14 protein-coding genes are annotated in these 17,586 nt (G+C 65.2%); 4 read left to right on the top strand and 10 right to left on the bottom strand.

The genetic code is table 11. From position 1 onward, the window contains the following. Window positions 1-110: 110 nt before the first annotated feature. The 9 genes from ACQR1H_RS32670 to hsdR all read right to left on the bottom strand — a co-directional run bounded on the left by ACQR1H_RS32670 (window position 111) and on the right by hsdR (window position 14,445). Window positions 111-1,268: a glycosyltransferase gene (locus ACQR1H_RS32670; protein WP_315800649.1), complete on the bottom strand. Its 1,158-nt coding sequence runs from the start codon at window positions 1,266-1,268 to the stop codon at window positions 111-113. Further along, window positions 1,265-3,508: an exopolysaccharide transport family protein gene (locus tag ACQR1H_RS32665; protein WP_434908781.1), complete on the bottom strand. Its 2,244-nt coding sequence runs from the start codon at window positions 3,506-3,508 to the stop codon at window positions 1,265-1,267. Before ACQR1H_RS32665 ends, ACQR1H_RS32670 begins: the two co-directional genes overlap by 4 nt. A gap of 53 nt (window positions 3,509-3,561) precedes the next feature. Then, the gene (locus ACQR1H_RS32660) at window positions 3,562-4,716 is read right to left on the bottom strand and encodes a glycosyltransferase (protein WP_434908780.1); all 1,155 of its coding nucleotides are present in this window, start codon (window positions 4,714-4,716) and stop codon (window positions 3,562-3,564) included. A 370-nt stretch (window positions 4,717-5,086) separates the two neighbouring features. Next, window positions 5,087-5,779 (bottom strand): DUF2848 domain-containing protein, encoded by a 693-nt coding sequence (locus tag ACQR1H_RS32655; RefSeq protein WP_434908779.1) that lies wholly within the window; start codon window positions 5,777-5,779, stop codon window positions 5,087-5,089. A gap of 72 nt (window positions 5,780-5,851) precedes the next feature. Further along, window positions 5,852-7,177 carry a DUF3422 domain-containing protein gene (locus ACQR1H_RS32650; protein ID WP_434908778.1) on the bottom strand — a complete coding sequence of 442 codons (1,326 nt, stop codon included), beginning with the start codon at window positions 7,175-7,177 and terminating at the stop codon, window positions 5,852-5,854. 734 nt (window positions 7,178-7,911) lie between these two features. Further along, complete coding sequence (locus tag ACQR1H_RS32645; protein ID WP_434890096.1) at window positions 7,912-8,835, bottom strand: DUF5655 domain-containing protein; 924 nt, start codon at window positions 8,833-8,835, stop codon at window positions 7,912-7,914. Continuing rightward, on the bottom strand, window positions 8,832-10,544 hold the full coding sequence (locus ACQR1H_RS32640; protein WP_434908777.1) for a restriction endonuclease subunit S: 1,713 nt from the start codon (window positions 10,542-10,544) through the stop codon (window positions 8,832-8,834). The genes ACQR1H_RS32645 and ACQR1H_RS32640 overlap by 4 nt, the downstream gene beginning before the upstream one ends. Next, window positions 10,541-11,995 carry an N-6 DNA methylase gene (locus tag ACQR1H_RS32635; RefSeq protein WP_434908776.1) on the bottom strand — a complete coding sequence of 485 codons (1,455 nt, stop codon included), beginning with the start codon at window positions 11,993-11,995 and terminating at the stop codon, window positions 10,541-10,543. Before ACQR1H_RS32635 ends, ACQR1H_RS32640 begins: the two co-directional genes overlap by 4 nt. A 2-nt stretch (window positions 11,996-11,997) precedes the next feature. Further along, a complete protein-coding gene (gene hsdR / locus ACQR1H_RS32630; RefSeq protein WP_434908775.1) occupies window positions 11,998-14,445 on the bottom strand; it encodes an EcoAI/FtnUII family type I restriction enzme subunit R in 2,448 nt (815 codons plus the stop codon). A 228-nt stretch (window positions 14,446-14,673) separates the two neighbouring features. On the opposite strand from hsdR, the gene ACQR1H_RS32625 reads away from it, so the two are divergent. The 3 genes from ACQR1H_RS32625 (at window position 14,674) to ACQR1H_RS32615 (ending at window position 16,797) form a co-directional block, all read left to right on the top strand. Continuing rightward, window positions 14,674-14,922: a type II toxin-antitoxin system Phd/YefM family antitoxin gene (locus ACQR1H_RS32625; protein ID WP_434846003.1), complete on the top strand. Its 249-nt coding sequence runs from the start codon at window positions 14,674-14,676 to the stop codon at window positions 14,920-14,922. Then, window positions 14,922-15,350 carry a type II toxin-antitoxin system VapC family toxin gene (locus ACQR1H_RS32620; RefSeq protein WP_210265652.1) on the top strand — a complete coding sequence of 143 codons (429 nt, stop codon included), beginning with the start codon at window positions 14,922-14,924 and terminating at the stop codon, window positions 15,348-15,350. The genes ACQR1H_RS32625 and ACQR1H_RS32620 overlap by 1 nt, the downstream gene beginning before the upstream one ends. Window positions 15,351-15,492: 142 nt before the next feature. Further along, entirely contained in the window at window positions 15,493-16,797 is a 1,305-nt protein-coding gene (locus tag ACQR1H_RS32615) for a PQQ-dependent sugar dehydrogenase (protein WP_434908774.1), read from the top strand. 61 nt (window positions 16,798-16,858) lie between these two features. On the opposite strand, the gene ACQR1H_RS32610 is transcribed toward ACQR1H_RS32615, so the two are convergent. Next, window positions 16,859-17,107: a hypothetical protein gene (locus ACQR1H_RS32610; protein WP_316239150.1), complete on the bottom strand. Its 249-nt coding sequence runs from the start codon at window positions 17,105-17,107 to the stop codon at window positions 16,859-16,861. A 209-nt stretch (window positions 17,108-17,316) separates the two neighbouring features. On the opposite strand from ACQR1H_RS32610, the gene ACQR1H_RS32605 reads away from it, so the two are divergent. Then, complete coding sequence (locus ACQR1H_RS32605) at window positions 17,317-17,490, top strand: hypothetical protein (protein ID WP_316239149.1); 174 nt, start codon at window positions 17,317-17,319, stop codon at window positions 17,488-17,490. Window positions 17,491-17,586 lie beyond the last annotated feature (96 nt).

Below are 17,586 nucleotides of genomic sequence, written 5' to 3'. Positions count from 1 at the left end.
CCACGGCAGCACTGGCGCGAGAATGGCGAGGGTCGGGCCGAGCGAATCGCAGTCTGCGACGAGATCGACCGTACACCGCTCGGAGGACGGGGCAGATGCAACGATCGTGCTCACACCGCCGCTCCCGCGCCGACATTGCGGATCAGAAGCCCGATCGAGTCCAGCATGCGTGCAAGACTGTAGTGGGTGCGCGCGCGGCGCGACGCGTAGTCGAGCTGTGGCGCGAGGATCTCGGGTTCAGCCAGCACCGCGTCCAAAGCCTCGGACAGCGCACGCGCATCACCTGGCGGCACGAGCAGACCGGCCCGGCCATGTTCGAGGATGTCCGGCGCAGCGCCGGCGTCAGTGGCAATCACCGGCACGCCGGCGAGCATCGCTTCGACCAGGGTGCGGCCGAACGGCTCGGGATCGATCGACGGATGCACCATCGCGTCCATCGCCTGCATCAGCAGCGGCACGTCGCTGCGATGTCCCAGGAAATGAACGCGGTCGCCGAGGCCGAGATCGGCAACGAGCCGTCTCAGCTCAGCCGCGTAGTCCTGCTCGCCGAACAATGCGTCGCCAACGATGACACCGTGCACGCCCGGCAAATCGGCCAGCGCCTCGATCAGAACATGCTGTCCCTTCCACCGCGCGAGCCGGCTGAACACGCCGACCAGCGGTCCCGACGGCAGGCCGAGCCGCTGCCTCAGCTCCTGGCGCGACGCCGGCACGGGTTCGACGGCGAGACCATTGGGCACGACCTCGACGAGAGAGCGTCGACCTCCGGCCGCGATGAAGGCGGCTGCGGCGGCTTCGGAGGGGACGACGACCTTCGCCGCAAAGCGGTTGGCGAGAAAGATCTGCATGCGACGCTGCAGCACGCCGAAATGAGCCGGGCTGATGATGTCGTGCAGATGCCAGATCAATGGCCGCCGTGCCGCGATGTTGGCGATGGCCGACAGGACAAAGGCCTTCTGCGAATTGGCATAGAGGACGTCATGCTTGCGTGCGACATGCGCGAGCTCCGCGGTGATCGCCGCGAGTCTGCCGAACAGCGGCAGCGCCTTGAGCCACGAACTGTCGCGTCTGAACTGCCCCAGGCCGCGGCCCCAGCGCGACGTGATGACCGGCATGCGACGCTCAGCCAGCGCCTTGCCGAGCGGGCCCGGCTCGAACAGGAACACCGCGGAATCCCTGCGGCCCTGGACGACATCGAGCAGGATCAGCTCGGCGCCGCCGATCTGCCCGGTATGATCGACGAACAGGACACGCTCGGTCGACATCACCCGGCTCCGGCGTAGGCTGCCACGGGCGCGGTCTGGACCACAGGCGCGCTGCGGTGCTCGACGTCGGTCATGGTGACGACGATGCCGACATCGCGGGCTCCGAGGGTCCTGCTCCTGTTCACCGTCGCGACCGCCGGCTCGATCAACGACCGGTCGCTGCGAACGCAGACGATCGCCCAGTCCGTACCGGCAAGGAAGTCGTTCCGTTGCGACGGCAATGGTGTGTCGACGATCACGGCATCATAGCCATCGAGACCAGCGAGGAGACCGTCGAGGCTGATCGCGTCGAGAATGTCGCCGACGGGACCGGTCGCCTCACCAACCGGCAGCACGTCGAGCGAGGGATGCGCGGTGGGCAGAACCATGTCCCGGAGCGGCGTCCCGCGCTCCAGCGCGCCGACCCATCCGGGGTTTGCCGGCAGCGCCATGATCTCGGCAAAGGCGGGATTCGAGACGTCGCACTCGACGACCAGCACGCGCCGGCCTGCGGCCGCGAGGTGCTCTGCCAGCGCACAGGTCGTGGTCGTCTTGCCATCTGCGGCATCAGGAGAGGTCACGACGATGCGCTGCGTTCGGGCGGACCGCTTCAAACCGAGTTCGTGGACGAGCTCATGCAGCGTGTGCTGAAAATCAGCGTCCTCGGAGGCGAGGCGCAAGACGCGCGGGATCGCCAGCGGTTGATGGCCCTGCAGGATCGCGCCGAGCGCCGACATCTCACGCAGGCTCTTCAGGCGCGGCAGGCAGGCCAGGATCGAAACGTCGGCGACGCTCGGGAGATGAGACCCTCGTTCGGGCGCTGCCGGTGGCTTCGCCGCCTCCGGTGCGGTCACACGCTCGGCCAATTCAGGGACGATGGCGGGAGCCTCGTCGACAGCGGGCGTCTCGACCTGCCCGGCCGGCGCTTCCGGAGCGACGGGCACGGGCGGGCTGATCAGGCGCGCGCCGAGCTTATCGGCGAGCAGCGCAGCGCCGACACCGAAGATCAACGCGAGCGTCATGCCGGCGGCGAGGAAGGGGATCTTCTTCGGGAAGAACGGCTTGCTCGGCAGCTCAGCGAGGCTGACGAGACGCGTGCTGCCGCGCAGGACGCGCCGTTCGGTCTCGAGCTCGCTCGCTTTCTTGTAGAGCTCGGCATATTGCTGGCGCTTGATCTCGGTGTCGCGCACCATGCTCTCGATGGAGGCCTCGTCCAGCGTGGCCGAGCCGGCCTCCGCCTTCGCCGCGTCCATCTGCTTCTTCAGCGAGGCCACCAGCGCGGTGTTGGCATCGTACGTCTTCTGCGCGCTCGCCGCGATGCTCTGCATCTCTGCGACCAACCGCTGCTGGATGATCGCCTGCTCGCGCGTCAGCGCCAGGATCGAGGGATGCTTCGGCCCGAGCACGCCGGTCGCGCTGGCGAGCTGCGCGCTCACGGTCGTCAGTTGCTGCTTGAGGTCGGCGATGGTGCGGCTCTGCAGCACCGACGGGGCGTCGGTCGGCCCGCGCTCCTGCTCCGACTTGATCTCCTGCAGCCGCGCGGCAGCGTCGGCGCGCGCGGCCTCCGCCTGCGACAGCTGCTGGCCGATGCTGGTCAGCCGCTCCGAGGAGATCGGCGCATTGGCGCCACGCATCAGACCCTTGGTGCGGCGGAACTTCTGGATCTTGTCGTCGGCCTCACGCAGTTGCTGGTCGAGCTGCTTCAATTCCTTCCAGAGCCAGGAGCTCGCGACCTCGCGGCTGTTGGCGCCTTCGGTGCGCTGGTCCTCGAGAAAGGTCTGCGTCAACGCGTTGGCGAGCGTCTTCGCGACCTCGGGACTGCTCGACTGATAGGAGATGTTGATGACGCGCGAGCGGCCGGCCGAGGCGATGCTGAAGCGGCTGTCGACATGATCGATGAACGCGCCCGGATCGGTCTTGAGGCGCTGGCACGCATCGGCCGAGCCCATGAGACGGCCGCGCTCGCATTCGCCAACCACGGCGTCGACCACGCCGGGCGACGACATGATCTGACGCAGCAGGCGCGGCGAGCGGATCACCAGGAGCTGGCTTTCCATGTCGGCGGGATCGCCGATCTTCTGCGCCCACGCCGCCGAGGTGTTGGCACCCGGCTCCTGCTCGGCGATGATCACCGAAGCGGTGGCGAGATAGCGCACCGGCAGCAGCACGAGCGCGGCCACGGCAAGCGCGAGGACGGCGCCGGCCACGACGGCGAACACGCCGCGGCGGCGCCAGATCCGGGCGACGGCGTCAATGCCGGACATGGCCTCGCCAAGAGCCGCCTGCCTCATGATCTGCACCCGCGCCACATCCAACACTACGCAATCAGCCGCGTCGCGCGGCCCTGATGTCCCGCACGGAAACTGTCGATCTCCTCGTTGACCGCCGCGACGAACTGGCTGCGGAAACGCTCGGCCGAGAAGAAGCCGGCGCGCTGGCGGCAATCGAGACGCGAGATCGACTTCTCCTTGGCCGCGAACTCACGCACGCAAGACGCGATCGCCTCGGGCTCGGGCGACTCGAAGAACATGCCCGTCGGGCGCGGCCCCGTGGTGAGGATCGACTCGCGCGCACCGCCGCGGCCGAGCGCCAGCACCGGTGCGCCTTCGGACTGCGCCTCGACCGGAATGATGCCGAAATCCTCCTCCGCCGCGAACACGAAGGCGCGGGCGGTGGTCATGAGGTCGCGCAACTGCTTGTCGGGCACGAAGCCGGCGAACTTCACGTTCGGCCCCGCGATCGCCTTGAGCCGTGCGGCCTCCGGGCCGTCGCCGGCCACGACCAGCTCGAGATCCGGCATGGTGTTGAAGGCGCGCACGATCGGCTCGATGCGCTTGTAGGGCACCAGCCGGCTCGCGGCGAGGAAGTGGTTGCCGACCGGGAGGATCGCCGCGCGCTGCGCGATCGTCACCGGCGGGTAGATCACCTTGGCGTCGCGGCCGTAGATCTTCTTGATGCGGCGGGCGACGAACTGCGAATTGGTGAAGATGGCGTCGGGGCCGTGCGCGGTGCGGGCATCCCAGATCCGCATCTTGTGCAGCAAGGCGCGGGCGATCAGGCCCTTGACGCCGGTGGCGTAGCCGCTCTCCTGCAGATACTGGTGCTGCAGATCCCAGGCATAGCGCATCGGCGAATGCACATAGGCGATGTGCAGCTGCTCCGGCCCGGTCAGAACGCCCTTGGCCACCGCGCAGCTCGAGGAGATCACCAGGTCGTAGCTCGACAGGTCGAGCTGCTCGATCGCGAGCGGCATCAGCGGCAGATAGGAGCGGTGATACTTCCGCAACAGCGGCATCTTCTGCAGGAAGCTGGTGCGCGACATCTCGAATCCCAGCTTGGCGCGGTCCTCGGGACGCAGCAGGTCGAACAGCGTGAAGACGTCGGCGCCGGGATAGCAGCGCAGGATCTCCTGAAGGACCTTCTCGGCGCCGCCGAGAACGTAAAGCCAATCGTGGACGATCGCGACGCGCATCGCACTCTCCCAATTCCCGGGGTATTTAATAAAACCCTTAAGGGAGACGTTCACGCGCACAAACCCAATCCTAAACTTCTAGTTAATCGCCCTTCTCCTCCGACCCGTCGAATCCGCTGCTAACAAGTAAGGATCAGTTAAGGATCGGCAAGACGCATCGCGTCTCAGATCGTGACAGGCGTGTGCCGGACCAGAACGCGCAACAAGACTTTGGTCCGCTTCGGCACACTCGGGCACCCTAGGCGGTCTTGCTTAACAGGCCCTTGCCGATTGCAACGCCTGCGCGCGCCGTGATCGGTGGAGCCAAACCGCGACGACGCGCCGCGGCCCGTTCGTTAACCTCTGCCGCCGCACACGAACGTGATCGCGATCAGCCGGCGATGGCGAGCTGCTCGACCGCGTAGCCGTGGCGGATGGCGCGGTTCAGCACGGGATCGACCAGCTCGAAATCGAAGCGGTCGGCCGGGCGGATGCCGCCCTTGGCGGCAAAGGTGCCGCCGAACATCGCGGTGCCCTCGGGCAGGCCGGCCTCACCATAACGGCGCGCGATCAGGTCGAAGGGCGCCAGCATGCCGCTCAGCGCGCCCTCCTGATACAGCACGCGCTCGCCGTCGATGGTCGCGAACGCGCGCAGCGTCAGCCGGTCCCAATGCGCGGCGACGTCGTCGACCAGCCACAGCTCGGGCGCGACCGGCTTGTCGCACATCTGCTTGGACACGGTGATGTTGTAGGTCTCGACCTTGCGGTCGGTATGATCGGAGCCGACGCCGACCAGCAGCCGTCCGCCCGCCTGCACCAGCACGAACTCGACCTCGCCGGAGGAGTCGCCGCCGCTGACCTCGATGCTGTCCGACGTCGTCAGCCGGCTGGCCGCGGCCTCGTAATAGATCGGCGTCGTCGCGGGCCTGGGAATGCCGAGCTCTTCCAGTTCGGCGATGTGCTTGTCGCGGGCGACCGGATCGCGCCCGGTCCAGCCGGCGATGACGAGGCGGCTCAGCTTGATCCGCTGCCGCGTCGCCGCACCATCCGCGTGAACCAGGACATCGATCGTTGCACCGCTCATCGTCTCATCGCCTCTTGCTGACCAGCCCGCCGCTTAGCCGTCCGGCCGCGCGCTGGCAAGCCGCCCCGCCGTTCACTCCTGCTCGGCCTTCTCCGCCTCGTGATCCTCCTTGAGGTGCCGCTTGCGGATCTGGTGGGTGGTGAACCAGATCAGCGCGATCGCGGCCGGCACGAAGGCGGCGGTGGCCAGCGTCGGCTCGACCGGCAGTCCGGTGTCGTGCGCGCCCTTGGCGAGATAGCCGAACAGGCTGACGACGTAATAGCCGATCGCGGCCACCGACAGGCCCTCGACCGTGCTCTGAAGGCGCAGCTGCAGCTTGGTGCGCTCGTTCATCGAGCGCAGCAGATCGCGGTTCTGCTGCTCCAGCTCGACATTGACGCGGGTGCGCAGCAGATCGGCGGCGCGCGCCAGCTTGAGCGACAGGTTCGACTGCCGGCCCTCCAGCGCGTTGCAGGTGCGCATCGCCGGCGCGGTGCGCCGCGCCAGGAACGACGACCAGCTCGAATACGGCGCGACCGGCTCGCCCTCGATCACCGCCAGGCGGGCCTGCACCAGGTCGTAATAGGCGCGGCTGGCGCCGAACCGGAACAGGCTGCCGGTGGCGCCGCGCTCCAGCAGCGCTTCGAGCTCGGTCAGCTCGCGCAGCAAATGGTTGTTGAGCTTGAACGACTGCGCGCCCTGCATCTCCGCGAGCACCTCGACCAGCCGCCGCTCGATGCGGTCGACGTCCGGCGCCAGCGCCAGCGCCGCCGGCAGGCCGAGCAGCGCCAGGGTGCGGTAGGTCTCGAGCTCCAGCACGCGCTGCACCAGCGCGCCGAGGCGCTCCGGGGTCGGGCCGTCGGCGCAGACCAGGATGCGGGTGAAGCCGTCATCGTCGAGACGGAAATCGGAGGCGACCGCGCCGGCGCTGCCCTTGATCGTCACGATGGCGAGGCTGCTCTTGTCGAAGATCTGCTCCGCGCGCGCCACCGGATCGGCCGCGTTCTCGACCTCGAGCTTGACCGCCACCAAGAGCTCGCCGGCCTGCGGCAACGCCGCGATCAGCGCCTGCAGCTCGGGCGCGATGGCGCCGAAGCGGCGCGGGCCGGAGTCCGCGGGCGGGCTCCAGATCCAGGTGAGGGTGGCGAATTCCGAATGCTGCTCGAAGCGCAGCCTGACCGGGCCGAGATCGACCTGGTGATGCTTGACGCCCGGCTCCGGCGGCAGCGCACCGTGCTGCGCGCAGAACGCGGCGAGGCTGGCGCGGTCGACCGCCGGACTGTCGCCCTTCGCCATGAAGGCGAAGCGGATCACCAGCACCGGCTGCGTCAGCGGCGTGAACGGCCGCGCATGCACCTCGTTCAGCACGCTCTCGCGCAGGGCATGCGGCGTGAAGGCGGACCTGTCGAGCGACGTCATCGGGAGAGTCCGCTGTTGAGAGCGACACCTGACGCAGATGATCGCGCTGCGCCTGAATTGATCACCCCCGTCATGCCGTCCATCCTCCTGACGTCCATTGTCGCCCGGCCGCCGACGCGCCGGCAGCGTGTGACAGCAGTGTAGCGCAATTCGATGACGGCGCCACGGCCGCGGCCATGTCGGGCGCGTCGGCGGCTCTCTCGGCGCCACCGCACGTCGACCCTGATGCACGCAGACACACCAACACCTCCCGCGGCGCGATCGCGCCCGGGATCATCATCACCAAGACCCTCTTCAAATGCCGAGGGCGCAGGGAAGGCCGGACCTCGACTGAGGCCCGTGGCCCCCGTGCGGAAAAATTGCACGGGGCAGGAACCACAGGTTCAGCCGGACAGACCCGGCCCTCCCTGCGCGATGGGTTTAACGGCTGCTCCGAGCTCTCCCCGGGGACCGGCTTGTTTGCCCCCGTCGCCTGATGACACGTCATGTCATCCAGGCTTGGCGCCAGCGTCGGGGCGCCAGGACCACACGGCTTGACCGTCCGCGAGCTGCCAATCGTCCAGCGCAAAAGCACCTGACAGGCCCGCGGCCACCGCTCCCCGCCTCAACGTATCGTGACGACGCGTACGCCCCTCTGCATGAGGACGGGATGCGGGGAGTAGAGCATGATTTCGGAAATTTAGCAAGTGGAATTTTTCGGCTATAGCCCGGTTGGCGGACCAATGCCAAATTCTTCAGGAGTTTTCGTAGCTCAACTTGATGAGCGGCATGGCCCGCTCAAGGTCCTCCGGCTTGGTCAGGGTGATCTCCAGGTCCCCCGTGCCGAAATGGCCGAGATTCGAGACATCCCGGGTGAAGCCGGGCTCCAGCGTGACGGTCGACGGGTCCACCTTCACGAACATGAGAATCTTCGAGGCGGTCGGCCTGAATTCCACGCACGCAAAGTTCTTGATCCGCTTGAACGCGATGTAGAGCTGCAGCTTGGTTTCCTGCACGTCGTCGCCGAGCGCCAGCATGTAGGCCCGCAGCGCCTCGAAGCGGTCGATCATGGCGGCATCCAGCTCTTCCATCACCGAGCTGATCGTCTTGTATCGGCCGGAGCCGGCCAGACCTTGCTCCGTGGCCTGGGAGCCGGACACGGACGTTGCCTGCGCCTTGACCGAGGTCGCAACCAGCAGATCGAGCATCAGCAGGTCGGGACCGAAGCGACGATAGCGGATCAGCTCGATGTTGCGCTGGATCTGCTTCACGGCGTGATCGTCGTAGCGATTGAAGTCGCCGGCGATGCAGATCAGGCGCGGCGCCGACCAGTCGACCGTCTGGGCCTGGTCCTTGCCGAGCTTCTCCATGACCAGCCACTGGAAATCCTTGCGGTGGTCCATCAGCCAATCGAGATAGAACAGGCCCTGATTGATGACGTTCTCGTTAGAGGCTCGCTTGTATTCGAGAATCACCGGGCAGCCGTTTTCATCCAGACCAAGGGTGTCGACGCGGCCACCGTTGGAGGTGACGAACTCCGAGGCCAGGAAGCGGACACCGAGCAAAGCTTCCAGGTTCCGCTCGAACAGGGTCTGGACGGACTTCTCGACCGTGTCCGTGGTCCCGACCAGCTCATCGACCTTGCCCGAGCCGACACGAAACAGCTTGATATCGCTCATTCCGCTGCCTCCAGCTCGCGATCATCTGCTGGCGTCAGGGCTTCGGCGAGGAGAGCTGCAAGCAGCCGCGCCCGGGTCTCGACCTCACTTGAAAGGCACATCTCTAAGCGGTCGCAGAGCGCCATGAGGCTCTTGAGTTCAGCAATGATTTGCTCCTGCTCGGAGAGGGGCGGAACCGGAATCGGGTAGGCCCTGACCGTTGACATGTTAACTCGAGGAGCAGCACCACCTGTCGTGCAGGCTTTCGCAATGTCGGTAATGAATGGCGAATTGAGCACGACCTCCAAAAACTCTGGAAGCACCGCTGTTCCGGCGCGGATGAGCATAAGTCGCTGCCCAAGGCAAAGACGGATCCCCACAGGTACCCTGCACGCCACTCCAAGGATACCGCCCTCGCGGCTATAAAGGATATCGCCGGGCTTTGGCTCTAACCGCTCGATGCGCTCTGTGTATTCGTGCTCGCTAACAAAGCGCGGATCCGCCAGGTCCAAAGATCCTGGACGCAATTGACTCGTTCGCACACAGATCACTCCTTCTTTTGTCCAGTTCGGCGTCGTATGTGGACAGTCGACTATCCGGTCGGCTAATTGCGCCAGCGGTGCGACCTGCCAGCCATTCGGCAAGATCAATGAAGACCTGAACTCGCGAAACACCGCAGCATCCATACTGCTAGCTACGGAGGACTGCGGCAACGGCGGCAAATCGAGGATGGGCCTACCTGCAAGCTGCGGCACAAGCTTGCCGCGCACGGCGAGATTGAGGATGGACTGACGAAGCTGCTTGATCTGGTCGGGGCGCGCGGTGAGCGCCGTCAGCGCATCGAGCGCGAAGCGGGCATCGGACTGGAAGGTCTCCGAGTTGGGCACGCTGAGGCGGGACAGGCTTACTGCCGCCAGTCGATCGCGCGTCGCCTCCCGAGTTGCCCGCGCAGTCTCGAGCCGATCGCAAAGAACCATCAACTCGCCGACCTTAGCAACGATGCGGCGCTGCTCAGCAAGCGGCGGGACAGGAAGTGCAACAGTGTAGAGGTCACCCAAGTTTAGCTTATTCGTATGAGAGCCACCGCCTATCTTGATTCGATCAAATTCCGCCTCAACAAATGGTGAATTCAAGAGCAATCGAAAGAAAACGGGATCCAGGTTGTCGTGATCGAAGCGGATAAGGCCGACACTAACGAACAGGCTAAACTCAACGTCCGTGTCGATCAGCACGGCCTTGCCTAACGTTCCAATGCGCCCGATGAGTATGTCGCCTCGACGCGGATCGCACCGCTGGAACAGGAGCTCGTGCTCAGACTTGGGAATAAACCTGGTATTTGAAAAGTCGAGGCTCCCGCCGCTGAAATCTTTCACGCTGATAAATGGCACGCCTTTATCTACATATGTCGGCGTTTTGTGTGCGCCATCAGTGATCTTAAGCGAAACTGCGCCCAAATTCGAAAGCGTCCAGCCTGTCGGACAAGCGAACGCCGACGTCTTATCCCGCGAGCGTGCTCCACTGTTTCGAACCTTGACTTCTCCTGCATCAACCAACTGTTGTCGTTTCGCGGCAATCCTTCTCAGCAATTCAATGGCGGGCTCATCGTTAGGGTTCTGCGTGACCAGCTTCCCCATTACCGCTAGATCGAGGATAAAGCGTCGCAGCCGCGCGACCGCATCCGGCGCCTCGGCAATCTCCTCGTAATGCGCCATCAGACGTTCCGCGTTCATCGCTCCAGCGCCTCCGCCAGGATCGCCTTGAGCTGGTCCCGCAACGCCGCCGTCTCGGCCTCGGCCTTGCGCAGATCGGCCAGCAATGTTTCCGGGTCGCCATGGTCGTCGGCCACCGTGTGCGGATTCTTAATATCGAGATTGTACCCGCGCCCCTCGACCTCATCGATCGTCACGCGCCAAGCCTGCGGCGTTTCGGTCCGTCCCTTGCGCTCCCGACCGCCCCACCAGTCGATGCAGCCCTGGAAGTGCTCAAGCCGGATCGGCTTGGTCATCGAGTACGCCTTCTGTCCCTCGGGCACGCGATGCTCGTAGAACCAAATCTCCTTCGTCGGCGAGCCCTTCTCGAAGAACAGCAGATTGGTTCCGATAGAAGCATATGGCTTGAAAACCGAGTTGGGCAGCCGGACGATGGTGTGCAGGTTGCACTCCTCCATCAGATGCTCCTTCAGCCGTGTCTTGACGCCTTCGCCGAACAACGTGCCGTCCGGCAGCACCACGGCGGCACGACCGTCCTGCTTGAGGAGGCGGACGATCAGCGCCAGGAACAGATCGGCGGTCTCCTTGGTGCGGAAGGTCGGAAAATTGTTCTCGATGCCGTCCTCCTCGCGGCCGCCGAACGGCGGGTTGGTCAGCACGATGTCGACGCGCTCATCCTTGCTCCAGGAGATCAGCGGCCGAGCCAGCGTGTTGTCGTGGCGGACGAAGCTCGGGTCCTCGATGCCGTGCAGCAGCATGTTGGTGACGCACAGCATGTGCGGGAGCTGCTTCTTTTCGACGGCGCGCAGCGCGCCCTGCATCTTATCCCGCTGCTTCGTGGTCTTGACGTAATTCTTCTCCATGTGGCGGATGGCGCAGGTCAGGAAGCCGCCGGTGCCACAGGCCGGGTCGAACAGCGTCTCGCCAGGGTGCGGGTCGATGCGGTCGACCATGAAGGCGGTGACGGCGCGCGGCGTGTAGTATTCGCCGGCATTACCGGCCGACTGCAGGTCGTTGAGGATCTGCTCGTAGATGTCGCCGAAATGCTGCCGCTCGGTCAGATTGTTGAAATCGACCTCGTTGATCTTGTTGACGACCTGCCGCATCAGCTGGCCTGACTTCATGTAGTTGTAGGCGTCCTCGAACACGTCGCGCACGACGCGACGACGGTCGCCCGGCTTGGTCGAGACCGGCAGCTCCTTGAGCGCCGGAAACAGCTCGCCATTGATGAAGCCGAGCAGCGCCTCGCCGGTGATGCCCTCGGGGTCGGCCGCCCAGGAGCGCCACTGATACTTTTTCGGGATTGGGGAGCGGTAATCGTCCTGCGTGACCTCCAGTTCCTGGTCCTGGTCATCGATGATCTTGAGGAAGAACATCCAGCACAGCTGGCTGATGCGCTGGGCGTCGCCGTCGACGCCGGCATCCTGGCGCATGATGTCCTGGATCGACTTGACGGTGTTACGGACGGACATGGTCAGACGACTTCCTGGTAGAGGGAGGATTGCAGCTCGTGGACAGCGCGCTCGAACGCCGGGCGATCGCCGAACGCCTTGATCAGCTGCAGCGGGGTTCCGAGCTCGCTGAGCGGCGGAATGCGCAGGATGTTGGCGTCATCGAGATTGAGCACGCCCTCGTCGGCGTATTTGGCCAAGAGCGCATCGAGAACCGCGCGGGCCTGTTCCCCATACTTGCCGAACACGTCGCGCTTCCTGACGTTGTCAGCCCGCTCGCGGCGGGTCAACGGCTTGCGATCGAATGCGACATGGCAAATCAGGTCGAAGGGATCAAGATTCTTGCCGAGTTCGTCCACAAGGGCATCGAGCGCCAGGCCCTCCGACTCCAGCTCCTCGATGATCGCCTGCTTGCGCTCGGCTGTTTTCCAGCGCTTCAGGAAATCATCGAGACTAGCGTAGCGCTTCTTCAGGGCCGTGCGGGTGAAATCGCGCAGGGACTCGGTGACCAGCTTGCCGTTCTCGTCGAGATATTCGACCCGTTCGGCGACGATGCGGGCGCCGACGCCGTCGACATAAATCTTGCGCGTGGTGCCGGCGGGCGCGGCCGGCGCCGTGGGGTTGACGAGGATGGTCTCGTCTTCGCCGTCCGCCCCCAACGCGTTCTGCTCGTTTTCGCAGAGGCCGTCATCGGCCTCATCGGGTGGCGTGATCGGATCATCCTCGCCCGGCGCATAGATCTGCACGGGATCGCCGTCAAAATCCGGATCGGCAAAATGGTTGGTCGCGCCGCGGAAATCGATCAAGGTGAAGTAGTATTTCCGGGTGTCCTCGTGAACCCGGGTGCCGCGGCCGACGATCTGCTTGAACTCGGTCATCGATCCCACGGTGCGGTCGAGCACGATCAGCCGGCAGGTCTGCGCATCGACGCCGGTGGACAATAGCCGCGAGGTCGTCACCAGCACCGGGTATTTCGATTCCGGATCGATGAAATTGCCGAGCTGGTCCTGGCCCTCCTTGTCGCTGCCGGTGATGCGCATGACATAGCGTGGGTTCTCGGCGACGAGATCGGCATTCTCGTTGACCAGCGCCTGGCGCATTCGCGCGGCGTGCTCCTCGTCGACACAGAACACGATCGTCTTCTGGAAACGGTCGCCGCTCTCCTTCAGGAACTCGGTGACCTTCTTCGCCGTCAGCACCGTGCGGTCATCGAGCACGATGTTGCGGTCGAAATCGGTGGCATTGTAGATGCGGTCCTCGACCTCGTTACCGTCGCGGTCGAGCTGGCCCAGCTCGGGACGGTAACCTTCCACGTCGCGGTCGATGTGGACCTTGATGACCTTGTAGGGCGCAAGGAAGCCGTCGCTGATGCCCTGCTTCAGCGAATAGGTGAACACCGGGTCACCGAAATAGTCGGTGTTGGAGACGTATTCGGTCTCCTTGGGCGTGGCCGTGAGGCCAATCTGGGTCGCGCCGGAAAAATGCGTCAGGATCTCGCGCCATGCCGAATCCTCGGCAGCGCTGCCGCGGTGGCATTCGTCGATCACGATCAGGTCGAAGAAGCCGGGCGAGAACTCGCGATAGAGCTTCTGGCGCTCCTCGGGGCCGGTAATCGCCTGATAGAGGCTGAGATAGATTTCGAACGCGGTGTCGATGCGCCGCTTCTTGTCGAGCGCCAGCGTCAGCTCTTCCTTGCTGCCGTCCTGCCGCTCGATCGTCTTGGAATGCGTCGACAGCTTCGCCATTGCCGCGCCGAACGGGCGGAAATCGTTGACCATGGTCTGGTCGATCAGCACGTTGCGATCGGCCAGGAACAGGATGCGCTTCTTGCGTCCGGCCTTCCAGAGCCGCCAGATGATCTGGAAGGCAGTGTAGGTCTTGCCGGTGCCGGTCGCCATCACCAGCAGCACGCGGTCGCGGCCGGTGGCGATCGCCTCGATCGCTGCGTTGACGGCGTTGACTTGATAATAGCGCGGGGCCTTGCCGCTGCCGTCGTCGTAATAGTCCTGCAGCACGACCTGCTCGGCAGTCGCATCGAGGCCTTTCCAGGCGCGATAGCGCGCCCAGAGATCGGCCGGCGACGGGAAAGCATCGAGCGAAAGATTGGTCTCGATCGGATTGCTGCGGCCGGTGCGATCGTGGAACAGGAAGCCGTCACCGTTCGAGGAGAACACGAAGGGGATATCAAGCGTGGCGGCGTAGTCGAGGCCCTGCTGGATGCCGTCGCCGACGCTGCGGGAATTATCCTTGGCCTCGATCAGCGCCAGCGGGATGTTGGGCTTATAGTAGAGAACGTAGTCGGCGCGCTTGGCCTTGCCGCGGCTGACGAGCTTGCCGCGCACGATGATGCGCCCCTTGGTGAAGCTGTATTCCTCGCGGATCTGGACCATCTCGTCCCAGCCCGCCTTGCGCAGCGCCGGGGTGATGAACTTGGTGCAGATGTCGCGCTCGCTGAGGCCGGATTTGTCCATGGGCGTCAGCAATCCCCCACCGCAATCGCCCCGGACAGGGCCGGGAGCCCAATGATGCAAACGGATCAAATATTTGGCTGACAGTTTTGGACAACCGTCGAGATAAAGGCAACCCGTGGTGGAGACGACCAGATGCGAATTTGAGCCGGCAACCTTTCCACCTGGCCTTGAATGTAGAAACATTTCTACATATACTCTCATCAACGCCGACTGACCAGGATTCCGGCCATGACCACTTTGACCAGCCGCGAGTTCAACCAGGACACCAGCCGCGCGAAGAAAGAGGCGGCCAAGGGGCCGGTGTTCATCACCGACCGCGGACGGGCGGCGCACGTGCTGCTGACGATCGAGGACTACCTCCGCCTGACCGGCGGCAGCCTGAGCCTCGCCGATGCGCTGGCGCAGCCCGAGGCCGATTTCGATTTCGAGCCGCCGCGCATCACCGGGCCGATCGGCCGGCCTGCTGACCTCGAATGATGTTCCTGCTCGACACCAACGTCGTCTCCGAGCTCAGGCGCCGTGACAAGGCGGACCGCAACGTCGTCGCCTGGGCTGCGGGGCGTCCCGCTGCAAGCATGTTCCTGTCGGCGATCTCCATCCTCGAGATCGAGCTCGGCGCGCAGCGCGTCGCGCGCAAGGACACGGCCCAGGGCGCGGCGTTGCGCGCCTGGATCGACCAGCAGATCCTGACCACTTTCACTGGTCGCATTCTCGCGGTCGACACTGCCGTGGCGCAGTCGTGCGCGCGACTGCACGTGCCCGATCCGCGGCCGGAGCGCGATGCGCTGATCGCCGCGACGGCGCTGGTTCACGGGCTGACCGTCGTCACCCGCAACACCGCCGATTTCGCCGCGACCGGAGTCGCACTCATCAATCCATGGAGCGATGGCAACGGCGCGCCGTGAAGGATCTCACACGTTCCGCAGCCCCCATGCGCGGCGCACGCAGTTGTCACCTTCGGCGTGTTAGATCATAACGGAAGGACCTTTTCCGCCATCGCCCGATGGCCGCCCACCACATCCGTTGGCCTAGCCCCACAGGACTCCCATGACCACGCTTTCCTCCATCGTCGCGCGCGGCGTCGCGCTGGTCGGCAATGCGGCGCTGCAGTGGCGCAAGCTGCAGGGGGACACGCCGCAGCCGGCGTGGGGCGCGGCGCCGCAGATACCGCAGGCCAAGCCGCAGGGGATGCTGCCGACCTTGAAGATGCCGACCGCGCGCGGCTGGCGCGACGGCGAGAAGCCGGTGGCGGCGCCGGGGCTGAAGGTCAATGCGTTCGCGACCGGGCTGGATCACCCGAGATGGATCCATGTGATGCCGGACAAGTCGGTGCTGATTGCGGAAGCAACGCAGATTCCGAGCCCGGTGCGCAACATGTTCGGCTACGCGATGCAGGCGACGATGCGCCGCGCCGCGGCGCTCGGGGTCAGCGCCAACCGCATCACACGGCTGGTCGACGCCGATGGCGACGGCACGGCGGAGCGGCGCAACGCGTTCATGGAGAATCTCAGCCAGCCGTTCGGCATGGCGCTGGTCGGCGGCACCTTCTATGTCGGCAACACCGACGGCATCACAGCCTTTCCCTATAGCGCGGGCGCCGATCGCATCACCGCGCAGGGCCAGCGGCTGACGAATTTCAAGCCGGGCGGACACTGGACGCGCAGCCTGCTGGTCAGCCCCGACGGCACCAAGCTCTATGCCGGCGTCGGCTCGCTCACCAACATCGCCGAGTTGGGGTTCGAGGTCGAGGAGGGCCGCGCCTGCATCTATGAGCTGGACATCGCGAGCGGCGCGAGCCGCATCTTCGCGGCCGGCCTGCGCAACGCGGTGGGGCTGGCGTTCGAGCCGTCGACGAAGGTGCTGTGGACCGTCGTCAACGAGCGCGACGGGCTCGGCGACGAGACGCCGCCGGACTACCTGACCTCGGTGCGCGAGGGCGGCTTCTATGGCTGGCCCTATTGCTACTGGGGCAAGACGGTCGACGACCGCGTGCCGCAGGATCCGAAGCTGGTGGCGACCGCGCTGACGCCGGACTACGCGCTCGGCGGCCACACGGCTTCGCTCGGCCTGTGCTGGCTGCCCGCAGGCACGCTCCCGGGTTTTCCGGATGGCATGGTGATCGGCCAGCACGGCTCGTGGAACCGCAGCAAGCTGTCCGGCTACAAGGTGGTGTTCATCCCGTTCGAGAACGGCAAGCCGTCGGGACCTGCGCGCGACATCCTGTCCGGCTTCCTGGCGCCGGACGAGAGCTTCTCCTATGGCCGCCCGGTCGGCGTGGTCATCGGCCCGGACGGCTCGCTGCTGGTCGCCGACGATGTCGGCAACTGCATCTGGCGCGTGACGGGGGCGTGAGGCGGCGCGCAAGAGGAGCCGGGGCGACGTTCGCTCCGGCCTTGCGCCTGGGCTGCCAAGCTCAGTCGTGGCCGTAATACTGGCGATTGCAATAGCGGCGGCCGGCTTCGTGCTTCGCCGCACGCTGGGCCGGGGTGGCGTTCGCCGGCATCAGGAAGTCCCCGGTGTAGAACAGTTGCAGGCAGCGGACGTAGTCCTTGTTGCCGAGCCACTCCCATCCCGCCTGGACCGGCGAGGTCGATGCCGACGCGAGCAGGCCGGTGGCGGCGACGATGGCAGCGGCGGCGAGAAGGCGAAGGCTGGTGGTCATGACCGTGTCCCTTATTGCGTGAGGCTGCCCCATGCAGCCGATGCGGGGGATCATGACAAAAACGGCTCGCGGTTTAAGTGATGGCGCGCACAGAACGGTAAGACGGCAACCGCGCGGGAGATGTGCGCGCCTGCGGCACGGGGCCGCGGAACCCGGCTCGTGCAGGACTGTTGTCGTCGGGACAACAGGCACGTCCCGAGGAGAGTCCGATGGCCGACACCGTCAATCCGAACCAGAAGCAGCCCGGCGAGAAGCAGGAAGGCCAGTATCACTACAATCCGGGCAATCAGTCCGGCAAGACCATCGACGTGGTGAAGCCGGAAGACGAGCAGGTCAACAACAAGGACCGGATCGAGCAGCGCGAGGATCCCCAGTCGCGGTAGGCGAGCATCTTTGGTCTCTCGTCATGCCCGGGCTTGACCCACGGCTGTCCGGTTCAGCTTCCGCATATTGCGAGGCTCAACTGTTGTGGGTTTTTG

Origin of the sequence: Bradyrhizobium sp. HKCCYLRH2015, from assembly GCF_051168215.1 — a bacterium.
GTDB lineage: Bacteria > Pseudomonadota > Alphaproteobacteria > Rhizobiales > Xanthobacteraceae > Bradyrhizobium.
The sequence above is the reverse complement of the archived record's forward strand: the minus strand, read 5'-3'. Positions and strand labels throughout refer to the sequence as shown.